Here is a 17,313-nt window from a genome sequence, read left to right on the forward strand (position 1 = left end):
GGACAGATTGAAACGATTCCAGAGCACCATGAGCCATACTGCACAAAACCCCGTCGCCGCAGGCTCGCCCACACTTTTTTCTCAGTCCGATTGCCCACAGGAGCACAGCATGCCCGCAACCGTCCTGGTACTGGTTGAAACCGTCAATGAATACCTGCCGATTCTCGAGCGCCAGGGCTATCACCTGGAACTGGCGCCGACGCCTGCCGAACGCAGGGCGGCGATCTTCGAGCATGGCGAGCGGTTCAACGCGGTGCTGACGCGCGGTCCCCTGGGCCTGACGGCGCAGGAGATTGCCGCACTGCCCAACCTGCAGATCATTTGCGTGATCGGCGCCGGCTACGAGCAGGTGGACCTGCAGGCCGCCCGGGAGCGCGGCATCGTGGTAACCAATGGTGCCGGGGTCAACGCTTCATCGGTGGCCGACCATGCCATGGCGCTGCTGCTGGCGCTGGTGCGCGATATTCCTCGCGCCGACGCCTGCGTGCGCCGGGGCGAATGGGCGAAGGTCATGCGCCCCTCCCTGGCCGGCAAACGGCTGGGGGTGCTGGGCCTCGGCGCGGTAGGGATGGCGATCGCCAAGCGGGGCGCCCTCGGTTTCGACATGAGCGTCAGCTACCACAGCCGCCGGGTGCGCAACGACGTGCCCTACGCCTACTGCGCCACGCCTACGGAACTGGCCAGGGTTTCGGATTTCCTGGTGGTCGCCACACCCGGTGGCCTCGACACCCGGCAGTTGATCAACAAACAGGCCCTCGATGCCCTGGGGCCCAACGGTTTCCTGGTGAACATCGCCCGGGCCAGCGTGGTCTCGACCGCCGACCTGATCAGCGCCCTGGAACATCGACGCATCGCCGGAGCGGCCCTGGACGTGTTCGACCACGAGCCTGAAGTGCCCGACGCCTTGAAGCACCTGCCCAACGTCGTCCTGACGCCCCATGTCGCCGGCCTTTCACCGGAGGCGACCCGGGGCACCGTGGAACTGGTGGGCCAGAACCTGAACGCATTCTTCGCCGGCAAGCCGGTACTGACGCCGGTGCCGTTGCCCGAGCCGCTACCTTAGAGTACTCCCAGCAGGGTCCACACCCGCCGGGACTCGGCATCGGCGCTGATCAATTCCCCCAACAGCTCGCTCAGCGGCTTGTTGCCCCATTCCACGCCGCGCCGGATCAGGTATGGCACCGGGCTGTGGGGCTCGGTACGCGCCAGGTAGGCAGCGATGACCAGCAATTGTCGATAGGCTTCCTCGCGGCTGGCCGGTTCCTGGAAAGCCTGGAGCACAGGGCTTTGCGCATCGGACGTCGACGGCGCAAGCGTCGGCGGCGCCTGCACCGGTACCGTGGAGGGTTGTTGTGGATGCATCGCAATGAACTCCTCTACCAGTGCCAGCAGGGCCTGGATCACGTCCTGCAAGGATTTGTAGCCCGGCGCCAGTGAGCCCAGGTAAGTATCGCTCCAGGCTTCGAGCCGCTGCAGGTGTTGCAGGCTCAACATCAGGGTGCCCTGGCGATGCAACCAGAACGACAACGGCGTGCTGCGAATCAACTCACTGAGTTTCTTCTGGTCGCTGCGGGCGGCTTCCGCCGATGCCTTGGCGTTCTTGCTGTCGTTGACCTGCACTTGCTGGCGCTGCAGGCGTTGCCAGTCATCCAGGCAGAAGCGGTCGAAGGACGGGTCCCGGCCATCGAACAAGGCCACCCGGGTCAACAGCACCTCGCCATAACGACGAGCCAACCACTCCAGCGGAATCACCCGCCATGACTGGTCGCCCTCATCGGCCATGGGGTGCAGTTGCTCGGGATACCGCTCGCACAGGCCCGCCACCAGGGCCAGGCTGCCCGGCAGGCCGTCCAGCCCGCTCAGGTGCAGCCAGGCCTCCCCCAGCCAGGCGCTGATCATCAAGTCCTTGCTGCGCTCGAGCAGCAGCGCCGTGGCGAGTCTTTCCAGCTCCGGCCAGTGGGCGCGCTTGACCGAGGCTTGCCAGACGCCAGTGGGCAGGCTGGTGTCGTCCTCACGGCGCAACTCCCGCAGTTGGTCGTATTCCGCTTCGTAGCGCAGGTCCTGGCCGCAAGGCGATTCGGCGCCAATGGGCTCGAGCAAGCGAGCGATCAGATCAGGCAGAGGGGATATCGGTACGCTCACAGGCCCTCCTCACGGGTGGCGACGGCGGGGCTCGACGAGGTCGCCATGAAAGGTGAACGGGGTGCCCGGGTCGGCGGTGGCACAATCGACAGGGGCAGCTTCGACCCCTGGCTCATCAACGACAGGCGCAGGAACATCAGGGTCTGCTGTGTGGTGCGGGCCTGGGTCTGGAGCTGGGCGGTCACCGGCAACTGCAGGGTCAGCGGGAAATCGGTGTAATCGACGTTCGGCTGGCGCTGGGCCGACACCTGCGCACGCATCAGGCGCAGCAACGACCACGGCCCCTGGTATTCCCAACCGGCTTCCAGGTCGCGTACCACCAGGTTGGGCTGCAACGGGTCATTGGCCGGCCGCTGGTAACCGTTGCGGGCCCAGCGCAGGGTCAGCCGCACGGGTTGCCCGACCATCCAGCGCAGGTTCTGCTGGGGTTCGCCGGGGTAGCCGATCTGCTGGTTGCCAGTGTTCAGCCCCCAGGCGATCACCTGGTCGGCACCGCGCTCTTCGTCGCGATCGGTGCGCCAGCGTACATCCATCTCCACACCGAGGATCCCGCTCTTGTCCCGCACGAACAGCGGTCCCAACCAGGTCCCGGCCTGTTTCAGCCGGTTGAGGAAATCCTCCGCGGCCAGCCGCTCCGGCGTCTGGCTCAGCGCCAACCCGGCCTGGGCCAGGGGCAGGCGCGTGTCGATCAGCTCCAGCAAACGCTGCACCCGCGCCGGATCGGCGTCACTGGCCCGCGCATCCTGGGAAAACGGAAAACGCCCGGCCAGGTACTGGTTGAAGTAATCGGCCACATCGTTCCAGGCGGCCGCCGCCTGGCTTTGCTGCAGATACAGGCAGCGCTGCAGGGCGCTCTGCTGCAACGCCACGGCACGCCGGGCCAGGTCGCCGCGCCCGCCGGACAGTTGGGTGGTCTGCAGGATCTGCCCGCAGGACGCCGTATCCATTTCGATGAAATCCCGGCTCACCAATTGCGTCAGTTGCGCCGCCGAACTGGCCGGATTCTGGTTCTTGTATTTGAGCAACTCGTCGTTCATCGCCATGAAGCGCGACACCTGGTCATGCTCCGAGGCCGACAGGTTGTCCTGCTGGACAATCAGCCATTCCAGGGCCGGCATGCGTTGCTCGGCAATCTGCAGCATGGCGTCGAACTGCTGGTTCAGGCTCAGCTTCAGCCCTTGCGGATCGCTGGCACCATACAGCTGCAGGCCGAAGTTCTTCGAGCCGTCCCAGCGCTGGATATCGGCCCGCTGGCTGAACAGCGGCTGGGCATCGATTTCCTGCAGGCCGCTGTTGATCTGGGCCAATGCACGGCGATTGAGCAGGCGCTGGAAACGCACCGCCAGGTCGCCACGATTGACGTCCATGAAGGCTTTCTGCAGTGCGACGGCCTGGGAAGCCTGCACATTGAAGCCCATGCCCGGCCATTGCTCGTCGCTCTCATCCAGGCTCAGCCACATGGCCCGCGCCGCCGCGCCTTCGGCGGCCTGGATCAGCGCGTCGCGGTACGCCGGCGGAATGCGTGGCAGCTCGTCATTGGCGTAGCTCTTGTAGCTGGCGAAGTAGTTCAGGGCCACGCTGAAGTCGTCGCTGCCGCTGCCCATGCCATCGGCGGTGCCGACGGACGGGGCCTTCTGCAAGGCCAGGGCGACGAAGTCACGCTTGAACAGGGCCTGCACCGCGTCGTCCAGGGCCGTGACATGTTCTTGCAGCACCAGCAGGCCGCTGCCCTGCTGGACCAGCAGGTTGTCCCGGGACCCGCTCTGCACGATCCACTGGTCGCGAAAGCTCTGCTGCAACTTCGCCGCCTGGCTTTGCAGATCCTGTTCCAACTGCGGCCCAAGCAGCGCGCTGTGGCTGACCTTGTCCATCAACTGGCTGTAGCCGGGCACCAGGTCCTGGCCCTTGCCCCGGCTCCAGGCCGCATTGGTCAGGCTGACCAGGGTCTGCAGGTCATCGATCAGCGCCATCAGGTCTTCCAGCTCGCTCAACGAGTTGCCACCGCCCGCCTCCAGCCGTTGCAGGTGCAGCTTGAGGTAACCGGCCTGGCGCACGAAGTTGTCGGCGAGAAAATAATGATCGAGCCAGCGTTGCATCAGGCCGGTGAAATTGTCGGAGACCACCGGGCGCGCGGCGTTCAGGTCCAGGCCCTTGAGGTCGGAGTTCTGTGCATCGAACAGCACCCGGTTGTAGAACCGCGCCCGGCCCAGGGTGCCAGGGTTGAGGTTCAACGACAGGGCGTTGTTGCTCAGTTGCACCAACTCGTCCAGCGGCGCTTTGGGGTTACTGATGACCTGGTTGAACAACTGGTTGTGCTGTTCGAGGCGGACCGCGCGCTCCACCAGGTCCCTGGCCTTCACATAGCTCTGCCACTGGGCCGGGTCATCGCTCTGCACGTTGCCGCGACGCTCGGTGTTGCGGATGGACTTGAGTTTCTCCAGGTCCGATACCAGCAGGTCACGCAACGGCAGGATCCAGTGGTGCCGCGCGGTCTGGCGCAGACCCTGTTCCAGTTGCATGTCCACGGAGGAAAACCACGAGGTGGGAAAGACCACCGAGACGAAGCGCCAGCGCGGGGCTGTTTCCAGCACGTTCCAGTAGTTCAGTACATTGAACCGGGTCGGCTCCAGTTGCGGTTCGTCAGGATCGACCACCATGTGGTTCTTATGGGCGCGCAGCACCAACTGCGACAAGCCCTCGGCTTGCTCCACCGAATCGTGCCAGACCCAGAGCATGCCCCCCAACCAGACCAGCCCGACCACCAGCGCGACCGCGCCGGCCAGCCGATGCCAGCGCTGGCGCAAGCGCAGCAGCCGCGGCACCGGCTGGGCCAGGCCGCGCTCAGCCACCAGCCGGCGGGTCCACAGCTGCCGGGCGAACACCGTTTGCCGCAAGACTTTGTCGTCGGCAGGAAAGCCGTCCCCGATGGCAGCCGGTGCCTGGCTGGCGGTGAAATACACGCCGCGAAAGCGTGGGGCTTCACCCTGGACATTGCCCTGGAACACCGGCTCCAACAGCACCTGCAAGGCCCGGCGCAAGCCTTCGAAGCGCTCCGGCAGAGCATACAGGTCGCCACTCAACTGCCCCGACAGGGCGCCGATTTCAATGATCGACTGCGACAACGCGGCATGGACCTGATCCAGGGCCTGGTCGCTCCAGTGCGACTGCCACGCCGCCTCCGGCGAGTACGGCGAGGACCAGCCCACTATCGATTCACGGGCGTCGCCCGGCAGCGCGCTGACCAATTCCTGGAAGCCGGGCATTTCTTCCATGCCGGTGATCACCACATACACCGGAAGGCTCAGGCCGAAGCGCTGCAACAGGTCGATGAAACCTCGCCGGACCTTGAGGCTCAGCTCGGTGGTGTGCTCGATATCGTCGAGCTTGTCGAACGGCACCGTCCAGATCACCGCGTCCAGCGGGCGCCGACTGCGCAAGCGCAGGATCAGTCCCAGCAAACGCCACCAGTTGCCCCGTTGCCGGTTCATGCCTTCGTCGGGCAGGAACAGCGCCTGGGGCACCACCAGCACCGCGCCTTCGGCATCCGACCACCAACGCCCGAACCACGCCACCCTGTCCGTCGGTTGCAAGCGCCACTGGCTGCACAACCGGGCTGCATCGGTTTCGTTGCCCAGCATCATCAGCCAGGGCATCTGGTAGCGGTCGCGGGTGCCTTGCTCCTGCTCCATGTGGCGCACCGAGCCATAGAAGCTGCGGATGGCGGCTCCGCCCTGGGTCCGCAGCCACCAGACCAGCGCCGCGACCAGCACCACCAGGACAATGGTCAGCAACACCAGCGCGACGATGCTCAGGGGGCTCATGAATCCTGCTCCTGGACCACCGACTCGTTCAGTTGCAGCACCGGTTCGAGCTCCGAACGGATGTCACGCCAGAACACCTGCCCCAGCCCGGTCAGCAGCAGGACCATCGCCAGGATCGCCAGCCCCAGGCGAAAGCCGTCCGGCAACGATGTCTGCGCCGGCATGCGCATCGGTGGCGCCGCCGCGGACATCGCCAGGCGTTCGCTGACCTCCTCGTAGTCCGCATCGTACTGCCAGGCAAACGCGAAGAGTGCCAGGCGCCATTTTTCATGCTGGACCTGACCGGGTTCGCCACGCAGGCGCCCCTGGAAACCGAGGATCAGGCATTGCAGGTAGACATTCGCCAGGTCCCGGGTACCGGGCATCTGCTCGTCCAGCAGCTTCTTGATGGCCGAAGGCAAACGCTCGCCGGCCTGGCGGCTGGAATACATGCGCGATTCCAACGGATGCTGTTGCCAGGCGAGCTGCCCCGGCCAGGGGCTGAACAGCAGGGTTTCGTCCACCAGTGCGACGAAGGCATAGACCAGCGCCTTGACCTGCTCGGTGGCGGAGTCACCGACGCTGGCGAAGGCCGTCCGCCACAGGCGCTGGGCACTGCGTCCGGAAAACTCCACCACACGACTGACCAGGGCCGCGGAGTCGCTGTCCTTGGGCAGGTCCTGCCATTGCTGGGACCATTTCAGCCAGGCCTGCCGGAAAGCGCTGCTCAGCGGCGCCTCATGCAGACTCCGAACCGCCCCGCCACTTCCGTCAGGCATACCACTCCCCTTCTGCGATCAGGCACTTTCACCGACTTGCGCCACGAACAGCACCACTTGCCACGGGCTGCTGACCTGGGCCGATGCCGGGGCGACGATGTGCAACGGCAACTGCCCGTCGAACCGTTGGCCGCCGGCGTTCACCACAAACAACCGGGTATCGTCGCCCACGCTGTAGGCCACCTGTTCGTTGCGACTCATGGCCTGGTGAGGCAGACCGCTCATGCGCTGGCGGCTCAGCAATGGAATATGCGGTGCGGATGCGATGATCGCCCCGCGCAACCAGTCGGCCGCGGCCTGCTCGCTGGCACCGTTGGGCATGCGCAGGCCGATGACCAGGCGCTGGCTCGGCTGGTCGTCGGGCAACTGAATGGAAAAGACCTGGTCGTTGCGTTCGAAAGCCAGGCTGCGATAGCCGGCACGGACCCGTTCCAGGGTGTCTTCCAGCCAGTCGAGCAAGGGTTCGTAGCCGCGTTGCAGTTCGACGAAATCCAGCGGGGCGAAAGCCGGAACACCGGCCAGCGGATCGAGGGCCGACCAGGCACCGGCCAATCCCAGCAACAAGCCGTGCATCGCCTGGGGCGTCGTCACGCGGGTGTTCAACGCGCCTTCCACTTCCGGCAAGCGCGCCCACAACGCCGTCATCTGCCGGCGGATTTCCGCCGCGTCGTCCTGGTTACCGGCAGCCTGGGCCTGACGCAACCGGCCGGCGAGAAACATGCATTTCTCCCGCGCCCGGGCGCACAGCCCGGCGACCCGCCGCCCCAGCATCGACTCGGGCAACAGCACGGGCGTGGGTGGGGTGTAGGGCACGCGCAGGAACCCGCCGCCTTCCTTGCGGATACGCAACAACGGCAGGCAGATCGAATCGGCCTTGCTCAGCTGCGTGCACAACCGCGGGTTCGGCCGCCAGACGGTGATGGATTCCGGGAACTCGCCACTGGTGAGGTCCGGCAGCGCATCGCCGACCACCGATTGCAGGCGTCCCTTGAGAGGCAGCAATTGCCCGGCGCGCCAGAGCGGACTGATGGCCAGGTACACGGTCACCGTGGCGTCGTCGGTCTTGTTGACCGCCTCGGTGATATCCAGCTCCAGGGTCGGGCCGACACCGGCCTGCAGGTTGACGGGCAACCCGTCCGGCAAGGTGCCTTGCAACTGCAGCAGCCGCACCTGGCCGGCGGCGAGGGCCGAAGGGTCGACTTCCAGTTGGCTGACACCCCAGAACCAGGGGTTGCAGGCAGTGGCGACATGCGCGGCCAGGGCCTCGGCGCGCAACCCTTGCAATTGGAAATGCTGGGGCAGCAACTGCATGCCCTCGTGCCAGCACACCGCGTCAGGTAACAGACTCATACGACTCCCTTCGACATCCCAGTGTCGCCGCGCCAGGCGGCCCGCGGTCATTCAAGGCTGACTGGCATCGACCTTCCCATCGTTCACGAGGGTCATCTCCCGGCTGTCGAACCTGAGCCAGGCCTCGCGCTGATCGTCCAGCCGGAGCCGGTGGGCTCCGGGAGTGTTATAGCTGGCGAAGACCAAAAGTCCAGCGGCCCGGCGGCCCTCCAGCGGGAACGGCTGGCGGTCGATGAACTGGCCGGGGACCAGCTCCAGCCCCCACACCGACATCAGCTGACGATAGTCGCGCTGGAACTGCTCGCGCTCGGCGAACCACTGCCTGGCGGTGATCCCCGACAGCTGCTTGAGCAGGTCCGGGTCGTTCACGGCAATGAAATCCACGGCGATCGGCGTGTCGTCATTGGCCCGGGGCGCGACGTCCAGAGTGAGGCTGTCCAGGTCGACGCTGGGGGCAAAGAGCGAGCAACCGGTGAGGGCCAGGCTCAAGAAAAATCCGAAAAAAAACTCACGCAAAATGAATCTTCCTTCTCACAGCGGTCAAAAATTGTTTTTGCTTGCATTTTTATAGACCTGTTCTAGCGTCTTGGATAGTTCGGCCAGCACGGTCGAATGCGCCAGGTTCGTCAAGGGAATGACAGGTCTACTGCCCCCCATTTGCAACCTGTGGATCAGCAAGGGAATGCGATGAGCGGGCCTCCCGATGCATTGCTTCCACTCATGCATCGGAGTCGGCCGCCATGGCAGAAAGTACCCAGCACAAGCTCGACAGAGTCCGCCCTCCCCGCGTCCAGATCACCTATGACGTGGAAATCGGCAATGCCATCGAAAAGAAAGAGTTGCCACTGGTCGTCGGCATCCTGGCCGACCTTTCGGGCAAGCCGCTGGAGCCGCTGCCCAAGCTCAACGAACGGCGCTTCACCGAAATCGATCGCGACAACTTCAACGAGGTGCTCGCCTCCATCGGCCCCCGCGCCACGCTCCAGGTGAACAACACCCTGAGCGGCGACGACAGCAAGCTGAACATCGAACTCAAGTTCCGCCACATCGACGATTTCGACCCGGTCAAGGTCGTGGAGCAGATCACGCCTCTGCGCCGGCTGTTCGAAGCCCGCCAGCGCCTGCGCGACCTGCTGACCAAGCTCGATGGCAACGATGACCTGGACAAGCTGCTGCGCGACGTCATCGCCAACACCGAGGGCCTGCAAGAGATCAAGTCGGCCCGGCCCCAGGACGCAGCACCGCAGGAGCTGCCCACCGTGGCCGCCAACGATGACCCGGCCCCGGCCGACGAACCCAAGGCCTGATCGTGCCCATCACTCAAGGGAGATAACGCCATGCCCGCTTCATCCAGCGCTCAAACCAGCGAGAGCACGACCCAGACCCTGTCGCTGCTGGACAAGATCATCGCCGAAGGCCGCATGGCCCACGATGACAGCCAGCAGGACTACGCCCGCGACATGCTGGCCGAATTCGCCACCCAGGTCCTCGACGAAGGCATGGCCATCGACAAGGACACCGTGGCCATGATCAACGACCGCATCAGCCAGATAGACCAGTTGATCAGCGCCCAGCTCAACGAAGTGCTGCACCACCCGGAACTTCAGAAACTCGAGGCATCCTGGCGTGGCCTGCACATGCTGGTGCAGAACACCGAGACCAGCACCCGCCTCAAGTTGCGCCTGCTCAACGTGACCCAGAAAGAGCTGCAGAACGACCTGGAAAAAGCCGTCGAATTCGACCAGAGCGCCCTGTTCAAGAAAATCTACGAGGAAGAATACGGTACCTTCGGCGGGCACCCGTTCAGCCTGCTGGTGGGCGACTACACCTTTGGCCGGCACCCGCAGGACATCGGCCTGCTGGAAAAACTGTCGAACGTCGCCGCCGCGGCGCACGCACCGTTCATTGCCGCGGCCAGCCCGCGCCTGTTCGACATGAGCAGCTTCACCGAACTGGCGGTACCCAGGGACCTGTCGAAGATCTTCGAGAGCCAGGAACTGATCAAATGGCGCGCCTTCCGTGAAAGCGAAGACTCGCGCTACGTGTCCCTGGTGCTGCCGCACTTCCTGCTGCGCCTGCCCTACGGCCCGGACACCCTGCCGGTGGAAGGCATCAACTACGTCGAGGACGTCAATGGCACCGACCACAGCAAATACCTGTGGGGCAATGCCGCCTGGGCGCTGTCGCAACGCATCACCGAAGCCTTCGCCAAGTACGGCTGGTGCGCGGCGATTCGCGGCGCCGAGGGCGGTGGCGCGGTCGAAGGCCTGCCGGCCCATACCTTCCGCACCAGTTCCGGGGACCTTTCCCTCAAGTGCCCGACCGAAGTGGCGATTACCGACCGTCGCGAGAAAGAGCTCAACGACCTCGGTTTCATTGCCCTGTGCCACAAGAAAAACAGCGACATCGCGGTGTTCTTCGGTGGCCAGACCACCAACAAGGCCAAGGTCTACAACACCAACGAAGCCAACGCCAACGCGCGGATCTCGGCGATGTTGCCGTACGTCCTCGCGGCCTCGCGTTTTGCCCATTACCTGAAGGTCATCATGCGCGACAAGGTCGGCAGCTTCATGACCCGCGACAACGTGCAGACCTACCTCAACAACTGGATCGCCGACTATGTGCTGATCAACGACAACGCGCCGCAAGAGATCAAGGCGCAGTACCCCCTGCGCGAAGCACGGGTGGACGTGACCGAGGTGGCCGGCAAGCCCGGGGCCTACAAGGCCACGGTGTTCCTGCGGCCGCACTTCCAGCTCGAGGAGCTGACCGCCTCGATCCGCCTGGTCGCGACCCTGCCGCCGCCGGTCGCTGCCTGACCCGGGAATCCTGTGGCGAGCGAGCTTTTGTGGCGAGGGGATTTATCCCCTCGCCACAGCTTCGGCGGTCGTTCTAACGGTATCGGGCACCACCACCCCTTTGTCTTTTTCAGGAGTTCAACACAATGGATGCGATCATTCTCGACCTCGGCGGCGACATCAAGGGCGACAGCCTGCTGGAGGGTTTCACGGACAAGATCGAAGTCATGTCCTACAGCCACAACGTGGCGATGCAAGTCACCAACGACGTCAGCAACTCGGAGCGGACCTCCGGCAGACCCCATGTCGGGGAATTCACCCTGACCAAGTTCATCGACAGCTCCACCCCCTCGCTCAACGAGTATTGCTGCGCCGGCAAACCGATCCCGCAAGCCGTCATCACCATTGGCCGCAACGCCGCCGAAGGCAGCGGCCAGATCATGCCCTTCATCGTCTACACCCTGTCCAACGTCGTACTGTCCAACGTCAGTGTCAGCGGCGGCACGGGCGGCAAGCCAGTGGAGACCCTGTCGCTGAACTTCACCAAGATCAAATGGGAGCTCACCGCCCAGAAAGACGACGGCACCAAGGAAGGCACGGCGGGCACCACCTGGGACCTGGCCGCCAACAAGATGAGCAAGTGACGGAGCCGCGCCATGGCTGGCCAGGGATTTCGCCCGCCGTTGTTCGAACGCCTGGCCAACCTGCCGGAGGAACATGGCCGGGTGTTCGACCGCCAGGCGTTGCAAGAGTCGGTCCACGCCGAACTGCACCGTCTGTTCAACACCCGCCGCGGCCCCCGGGCCCTGACCGAACCGCCGAGCATCCTGGACTACGGCATCGCCGACTGGACCGCGTTGCAGCAGCAGCGCAGCGATGACCGCCGCCTGTTGACCCGGGAAATCCGCCAGGCCATCACCTGCTTCGAGCCTCGCCTGCAACTGGGAGAGGTCCAGGTCATCCCCGTACCCGGCCATCCGCAGCAATTGAGCATCCGGCTGCTGGGGGAACTGCGCGGCGACTCGCGCTCCTGGCCCGTAGCCTTTGTCATCGAGCACGCCGACGACGGCCTTGAGGTACGACATGAGCGACTCGATTGACCCGCAACTGCTGGACTATTACCAGCGTGAACTGACCTGGCTGCGACATGCCGGCAGCCTGTTCGCCGAACGCTACCCCAAGGTTGCCCGGCGCCTGGAGCTGTCTCCCGGTGAATGCCCGGACCCCCACGTCGAACGGCTGCTGGAAGGTTTCGCATTGCTCGCTGCACGGTTGCAACGCAGGCTGGATGACGACTATGCCGAGTTCAGCGATGCCTTGCTCGAACAGTTGTACCCCCTGGCCATGCGCCCGCTGCCGTCCTGCGCGATCGTGCAGTTCGAGCCCGACCCGAGCAAAGGCAACCTCGACGAGGGCTATCCCCTGCCCCGGGATACGCCCCTGTTCGTGACCACGGACAAAGGCCAGAGCATTCACTTGCGTACCACCGCCGCAGTGCACCTGTGGCCGCTGCAAATCTGCGAAGCCGTGCTGCTGGGCAGCGATGAGGCCCAGGCGCTGACCGGTGTGGTACAGGCACGCTCGGCCTTGCGCCTGGAGCTGCGGTGCCTGGGGGAACGCTCATGGGCGACGCTGGGGATCGATGAACTGCGGGTGCACCTGGCGGCTTCACCGATGATCAACGCCTGGCTGTACGACCTGCTCGGCGCCCATGCGGTCAAGGTCCTGGCCGGCGCTCCGGGCAGCGTGCCGGAACCGCTGGCGGGCTTGCCCCGGATCGTCGGTTTCGCCAGCGACGAAGCCCTGCTGCCGGACGAGGACGGTGTGCACCCGGGCATGCGATTGCTGGCCGAATATTTCGCCTTCCCCGACAAGTTCGGCTTCTTCGACCTGCCATTGGCGGGCGCCACCAGCGACCAACCGTCCCTGTATCTCTATATCGTTTTCGACCGCGCCCCCGTCAGTCGCCTGCCGCTCCAGGCCAGCGACATCGCCCTGGGCTGCGCGCCGGTGATCAACCTGTTTCCCAGGACCAGCGAACCATTGCGCCCGGACGGCACCCGCAGCGAATACCGGCTGGTGGCCGACAGTCATCGCGAAAACAGCGTCGAGATCCACAGCATCCGCGCCATGCGGGCCAGTTCCAGCCAGGGCGTGCGCAGGGTGCCGGCCTATTACGGCAGCCAGCACGGCAACGACCAGACCTGTTACTGGCATGCGCGTCGGGTCAGTGGCATGAGCCCGAACCGGCTGGGCACCGACCTGATGGTCAGCCTGGTGGACACCCAGCTCGATCCCCTGAGCGATCCCCGGGACTACAGCCTGACTGCCGAATTGCTGTGCACCAACCGGCACCTGGCCCAGAGCCTGCCGGCCGGCACGCCGCTGGGTTTCGAGCGTCCCGGCCCGGTGGCCTGGGCCCGCCTGCGCAACCCGCCCAGCCCCCAGAGCCTGCCGCGCCTGGACGGTGAGTCGCGCTGGCGGCTGGTGTCCCAACTGACCCTCAATCATCTTTCACTGGTGGAAGGTCCCCAGGCGCTGGATGCGCTGCGCGAGATTCTCGAACTGCACAACCTGCGGGACGAAGCCAGCGCCCGGCGCCAGATCGAAGGCGTGCTGGGGCTGGCCTGCGAGCGGGTGATCGCCCATGTGGGCGAAGATGCCTGGCGTGGCTGGCGCAACGGCCTGGAGGTACGCCTGCAACTGGATCCGCAGTATTTCGTCGGCAGCAGCGCCGTACTGTTTTCCGGCGTACTGGCGCAGTTCTTCTCACTCTATGCCACCGCCAACCGCTTCGTGCGCACGGTCTTGGTCCAGTCCGACAGGGAGGTGAAGACATGGCAACCCCAGGCCGGCAAACCCCTGAGTCTCTGAACCTCAGCCAGCGACTGCGGCGCGATCCGCAGCGCTTCGAATGGCTCCAGGCATTGCTGTTGCTCGAGCGCGAGCACCCCCAGGCCGAATCCCTGGGCAGCGGCACCGCGCCCCACGCCGAAGCCCTGCGCCTGCGCGGCCCATTGACGCCACTGTTCGCCGCCAGTGAGGTCGAAAGCCTGAGCCAGGAATCCGGCCAGGCGCCAGTGCTGAGCACGCCGATCTTCGGTCTCGGCGGTCCCGACGGTCCATTACCCTATGCCTATCAGGAATGGCTGCAACAACGGGCGCGTGCCCGGGATCACGCACCAGCGCAATTTCTCGACCTGTTCCAGCATCGCTTGCTCAGCCTGCTCTACAAGGTCATGCGCAAGCACCGCATCGCCCTGGGCTTCACCGCCCCGGGGGCGTCCGCCGTCCAGGCACAACTGCGGGCACTGACCGGCCTGCTGCCCAAGGCCCTGCAGGAACGCCAGGCTGCGCCCGACTCTGCCGTGCTGGCCTGCACAGCCCTGTACGCCGATGGCCGACGCTCCCTGGCCGGCTTCGCGGCGATCGTCCGCGAGCAGTTGGGGTTGCCGGTGGAACTGAGCGCGTATGAAGGTGGCTGGCGGCAAATCCCGGCCGCCAGTCGCAGCCGCCTGCAAGCAGGTGGCCGCAACCTGTGCCTGGGACGCAGCGCAGTGGCCGGTACGCGGGTCTGGGATGAACATGCCGGCGTGCGCCTGACCCTCGGACCGCTGAGCACGACCCAGGCCAACGGCTTGCTGCCCGACGGCGAAACCCATCCGCTGCTCGCCAGCCTCTATGCCCTGTATTTCGGTCCCGACCTGGACTGCACGCTGGTGTTGCTGGTCCGTGGCGCCAGCCCACTGCAACTGGGCCATCAGGTACCGCCACGCCTGAGCTGGAATGGCGGCCTGCAACGCAGGCCCAGCCTGACCGTACAACGGATCGAAACCCGCCTTCGCCAGCCGGAGATCGCCTGAAATGGAACTGGCCAGCCTGATCGGACGCCTCAACCCGGACAACCGTCGCGCCCTGGAACGGGCCGCGCAACGCTGTCTGCAGCGCAGCCATCATTACGTGGAAATCGAACACCTGCTTCTGGAACTGCTCGACATCGAAGGGGGCGATTTCGCTTGCCTGTTGCCGCGCTTCGGCCTGGAGCGCGATGCGGTGGCGGCGGAAATCAACAAGGCCCTGGACCTGTTCAAATCCGGCAGCACCCGCACTCCTGCCCTGTCGGCGCAAACCATCGGGCTGCTGGAGGACGCCGTGGTCCAGGCCAGCGTGTTGGGCCTGGACGGCATCCGCTCCGGGCTGTTGCTGCTGGCCCTGCTGGACCGCGACGAGCGCCGCAGCCTGCTGCTCAACAGCGCCTCGTCGTTGCTGCGCATTCCCAAGGAAGCCTTGCGTACGCACTGGCTGGAATGGACCGAGAACTCCCGGGAGCATACCGGCGGCGCACGCCCGGCCAAACCCGGTGAGGCGTCCCGCAAACAGGACCCTGTACTGGACCAGTACACCCAGGACCTGACTGCCGACGCCCGCGATGGACGCATCGACCCCATCGTCGGGCGCGACGGCGAGATTCGCCAGTGCATCGACATTCTGCTGCGACGTCGGCAGAACAACCCGATCCTGGTGGGCGCGCCGGGCGTGGGCAAGACCGCCGTGGTGGAGGGCCTGGCCTTGCGCATCGCTGCGGGGGATGTGCCGCCATCCTTGCAGGAGGTCACGCTGCGGGTCCTCGACCTCGGTCTGCTGCAGGCCGGCGCCGGCGTCAAGGGTGAGTTCGAGCAGCGCCTCAAGGGGGTGATCGACGCGGTCCGCAGCGCGGAAAAACCCATCATCCTGTTCATCGACGAAGCCCACACCCTGATCGGCGCTGGCGGCGCAGAGGGCGGCAGCGACGCCGCCAACCTGCTCAAACCAGCCCTGGCCCGGGGCGAACTGCGCACCCTGGCCGCCACCACCTGGCTGGAATACAAGAAATATTTCGAGAAAGACCCGGCCCTGGCCCGTCGCTTCCAGCTGGTGCAAGTCGAGGAGCCGGACGAAGTGACCGCCGTGGAAATGCTCCGTGGCGTGGCCGCCAAGCTGGAACAGCACCATGGCGTGCAAGTGCTCGATGCCGCCATTCATGAAGCGGTGAAGCTGTCGCACCGCTACATCTCCGGCCGTCAACTACCGGACAAGGCCATCAGCGTGCTCGACACCGCCTGCGCCCGGGTCGCCCTCGGCCAACACGACGTGCCGCCGCCCCTGGAAAGCCTGCGCCACCGCCAAAACAGCCTCAAGGACGAGCTCGAACGCCTGCGCCGGGAACAGGCCACCGGCCTGGATCACCGCGAACGCATCACCCTGCTGGAAGATGAATCCGCCAGCAACGTGCAGGCCATCCGCGAGCTGGAGACCCGTTGGGGCGAAGAGCGCGAAGCGGTGCGCGAACTGCTCGACACCCGCCGCGAACTGCTGGCCTTGAGCGAACGCGCCGACAGCGAAAAGCCCGACATCGAAGTCGACAATCGCATCGACCACCTGGCCGCCGAACTGCTGCGCCTGGAGGCCGGTCTCGATGCCATCCGCCAGGACGATCCCCTGGTGCCGGAGCAAGTGGACAGCAAGACCGTCGCCGCCGTGATCGCCGGCTGGACCGGCATCCCGGTGGGCAAGATGCTCGCCGACGAAGCCCATGCCGTGCGCACCCTCGGCCAGCGCATGGGGCTGCGAGTGATGGGCCAGGGCACCGCGCTCGATACCATCGCCCAACGCCTGCAAGCCTACCGCGCCGGCCTCACCGACCCGCAAAAACCAGTCGGCGTGTTCCTGCTCGTCGGCCCCACCGGCGTGGGCAAGACCGAAACCGCCTACGCCCTGGCCGATGCCTTGTATGGCGGCGAACGCAACCTGATCAGCATCAACCTCTCGGAATACCAGGAAGCCCACACCGTCAGCCAGCTCAAGGGCGCCCCGCCCGGCTATGTCGGATACGGCAGCGGCGGCGTGCTTACCGAAGCGGTGCGACGCAAACCCTATTCCGTGGTGTTGCTGGATGAAATCGAAAAAGCCCACCCCGATGTGCTCGAAGCCTTCTACAACGTCTTCGACAAAGGCCTGATGGAAGACGGCACCGGGCTGGTGGTGGATTTCAAGAACACCGTGATGCTCGCCACCAGCAACGTCGGCGCCGAACTGCTGCTGGATACGCCCGCCGCGCAACTGGGCACCGATGCCTTCAACGAAGCCCTGCACAAAGTCCTGCTGCAAGCGTTTCGCCCGGCATTCCTGGCGCGCATGACGGTGGTGGCGTACCGGCCCCTGGATGAGGCGACGCTGGAGGGGATTGTGCTGGCGAAGCTGGAGAAATTGCGCGGGCGCTACAAGGCCGCGACCGGCAAGCAGTTCGAGTTCGACGCGGGGATCGTCAAGGCCGTACTCGCCAAGTGCAGCGCGGCCGGGGCACGGGATGTCGAGAATGTATTGATGACACAGGTGACGGGGAAGCTGGCGGAGTGGGTGCTGGAGTGATGCTGTACACCAAAAAATATTAAACAGAAGCGATTG

General features: G+C 65.3%; 13 protein-coding genes. 8 read left to right on the plus strand and 5 right to left on the minus strand.

Annotated features, from left to right (window positions below; all coding sequences use genetic code 11):
- Positions 1–109: 109 nt before the first annotated feature.
- Positions 110–1,063 carry a 2-hydroxyacid dehydrogenase gene (locus AC1M7R_RS00375; RefSeq protein WP_072396363.1) on the plus strand — a complete coding sequence of 318 codons (954 nt, stop codon included), beginning with the start codon at positions 110–112 and terminating at the stop codon, positions 1,061–1,063.
- Here the strand turns inward: AC1M7R_RS00375 and tssA are convergent.
- From tssA to AC1M7R_RS00400, 5 genes are read right to left on the minus strand one after another with little or no spacing between them, the layout of a single operon-like run.
- Positions 1,060–2,142, minus strand: coding sequence for a type VI secretion system protein TssA (gene tssA / locus AC1M7R_RS00380; protein WP_072396361.1), 1,083 nt, complete (start codon positions 2,140–2,142; stop codon positions 1,060–1,062). The two genes, AC1M7R_RS00375 and tssA, sit on opposite strands and share 4 nt — an antisense overlap.
- Positions 2,139–5,963: a type VI secretion system protein gene (locus tag AC1M7R_RS00385; protein ID WP_490610142.1), complete on the minus strand. Its 3,825-nt coding sequence runs from the start codon at positions 5,961–5,963 to the stop codon at positions 2,139–2,141. Before AC1M7R_RS00385 ends, tssA begins: the two co-directional genes overlap by 4 nt.
- The gene (locus tag AC1M7R_RS00390) at positions 5,960–6,721 is read right to left on the minus strand and encodes a DotU family type IV/VI secretion system protein (protein ID WP_072396357.1); all 762 of its coding nucleotides are present in this window, start codon (positions 6,719–6,721) and stop codon (positions 5,960–5,962) included. Before AC1M7R_RS00390 ends, AC1M7R_RS00385 begins: the two co-directional genes overlap by 4 nt.
- 18 nt (positions 6,722–6,739) lie before the next feature.
- Entirely contained in the window at positions 6,740–8,071 is a 1,332-nt protein-coding gene (tssK, locus tag AC1M7R_RS00395) for a type VI secretion system baseplate subunit TssK (protein WP_490610143.1), read from the minus strand.
- A 51-nt stretch (positions 8,072–8,122) separates the two neighbouring features.
- Positions 8,123–8,587: a type VI secretion protein gene (locus AC1M7R_RS00400; protein WP_072396334.1), complete on the minus strand. Its 465-nt coding sequence runs from the start codon at positions 8,585–8,587 to the stop codon at positions 8,123–8,125.
- Positions 8,588–8,811: 224 nt separating this feature from the next.
- Here AC1M7R_RS00400 and tssB point away from each other — a divergent pair, with 224 nt between their 5' ends.
- The 7 genes from tssB (at position 8,812) to tssH (ending at position 17,277) form a co-directional block, all read left to right on the plus strand.
- Positions 8,812–9,378, plus strand: coding sequence for a type VI secretion system contractile sheath small subunit (gene tssB / locus AC1M7R_RS00405; RefSeq protein WP_072396330.1), 567 nt, complete (start codon positions 8,812–8,814; stop codon positions 9,376–9,378).
- A gap of 30 nt (positions 9,379–9,408) precedes the next feature.
- A complete protein-coding gene (gene tssC / locus AC1M7R_RS00410) occupies positions 9,409–10,890 on the plus strand; it encodes a type VI secretion system contractile sheath large subunit (RefSeq protein WP_072396328.1) in 1,482 nt (493 codons plus the stop codon).
- A 125-nt stretch (positions 10,891–11,015) separates the two neighbouring features.
- Entirely contained in the window at positions 11,016–11,513 is a 498-nt protein-coding gene (locus AC1M7R_RS00415; protein WP_072396307.1) for an Hcp family type VI secretion system effector, read from the plus strand.
- 12 nt (positions 11,514–11,525) lie between these two features.
- Positions 11,526–11,969, plus strand: coding sequence for a type VI secretion system baseplate subunit TssE (tssE, locus tag AC1M7R_RS00420; RefSeq protein ID WP_072396305.1), 444 nt, complete (start codon positions 11,526–11,528; stop codon positions 11,967–11,969).
- On the plus strand, positions 11,953–13,743 hold the full coding sequence (gene tssF / locus AC1M7R_RS00425; RefSeq protein WP_490610144.1) for a type VI secretion system baseplate subunit TssF: 1,791 nt from the start codon (positions 11,953–11,955) through the stop codon (positions 13,741–13,743). The genes tssE and tssF overlap by 17 nt, the downstream gene beginning before the upstream one ends.
- On the plus strand, positions 13,707–14,732 hold the full coding sequence (gene tssG / locus AC1M7R_RS00430) for a type VI secretion system baseplate subunit TssG (protein ID WP_072396292.1): 1,026 nt from the start codon (positions 13,707–13,709) through the stop codon (positions 14,730–14,732). Before tssF ends, tssG begins: the two co-directional genes overlap by 37 nt.
- A 1-nt stretch (position 14,733) precedes the next feature.
- Positions 14,734–17,277 (plus strand): type VI secretion system ATPase TssH, encoded by a 2,544-nt coding sequence (tssH, locus tag AC1M7R_RS00435; protein WP_072396291.1) that lies wholly within the window; start codon positions 14,734–14,736, stop codon positions 17,275–17,277.
- Positions 17,278–17,313: the final 36 nt, after the last annotated feature.

It is taken from the genome of Pseudomonas sp. MS01C9, assembly GCF_058202755.1.

What these genes read in the sequence shown, in the direction of transcription:
- tssG (WP_072396292.1), top strand. Translation starts at nt 13,707, where the DNA reads ATGGCAACCCCAGGCCGGCAAACCCCTGAGTCTCTGAACCTCAGCCAG.
- tssE (WP_072396305.1), top strand. Translation starts at nt 11,526, where the DNA reads ATGGCTGGCCAGGGATTTCGCCCGCCGTTGTTCGAACGCCTGGCCAAC.
- tssC (WP_072396328.1), top strand. Translation starts at nt 9,409, where the DNA reads ATGCCCGCTTCATCCAGCGCTCAAACCAGCGAGAGCACGACCCAGACC.
- AC1M7R_RS00415 (WP_072396307.1), top strand. Translation starts at nt 11,016, where the DNA reads ATGGATGCGATCATTCTCGACCTCGGCGGCGACATCAAGGGCGACAGC.
- tssF (WP_490610144.1), top strand. Translation starts at nt 11,953, where the DNA reads ATGAGCGACTCGATTGACCCGCAACTGCTGGACTATTACCAGCGTGAA.
- tssH (WP_072396291.1), top strand. Translation starts at nt 14,734, where the DNA reads ATGGAACTGGCCAGCCTGATCGGACGCCTCAACCCGGACAACCGTCGC.
- tssB (WP_072396330.1), top strand. Translation starts at nt 8,812, where the DNA reads ATGGCAGAAAGTACCCAGCACAAGCTCGACAGAGTCCGCCCTCCCCGC.
- tssK (WP_490610143.1), bottom strand. Translation starts at nt 8,071, where the DNA reads ATGAGTCTGTTACCTGACGCGGTGTGCTGGCACGAGGGCATGCAGTTG.
- AC1M7R_RS00390 (WP_072396357.1), bottom strand. Translation starts at nt 6,721, where the DNA reads ATGCCTGACGGAAGTGGCGGGGCGGTTCGGAGTCTGCATGAGGCGCCG.
- AC1M7R_RS00375 (WP_072396363.1), top strand. Translation starts at nt 110, where the DNA reads ATGCCCGCAACCGTCCTGGTACTGGTTGAAACCGTCAATGAATACCTG.
- AC1M7R_RS00385 (WP_490610142.1), bottom strand. Translation starts at nt 5,963, where the DNA reads ATGAGCCCCCTGAGCATCGTCGCGCTGGTGTTGCTGACCATTGTCCTG.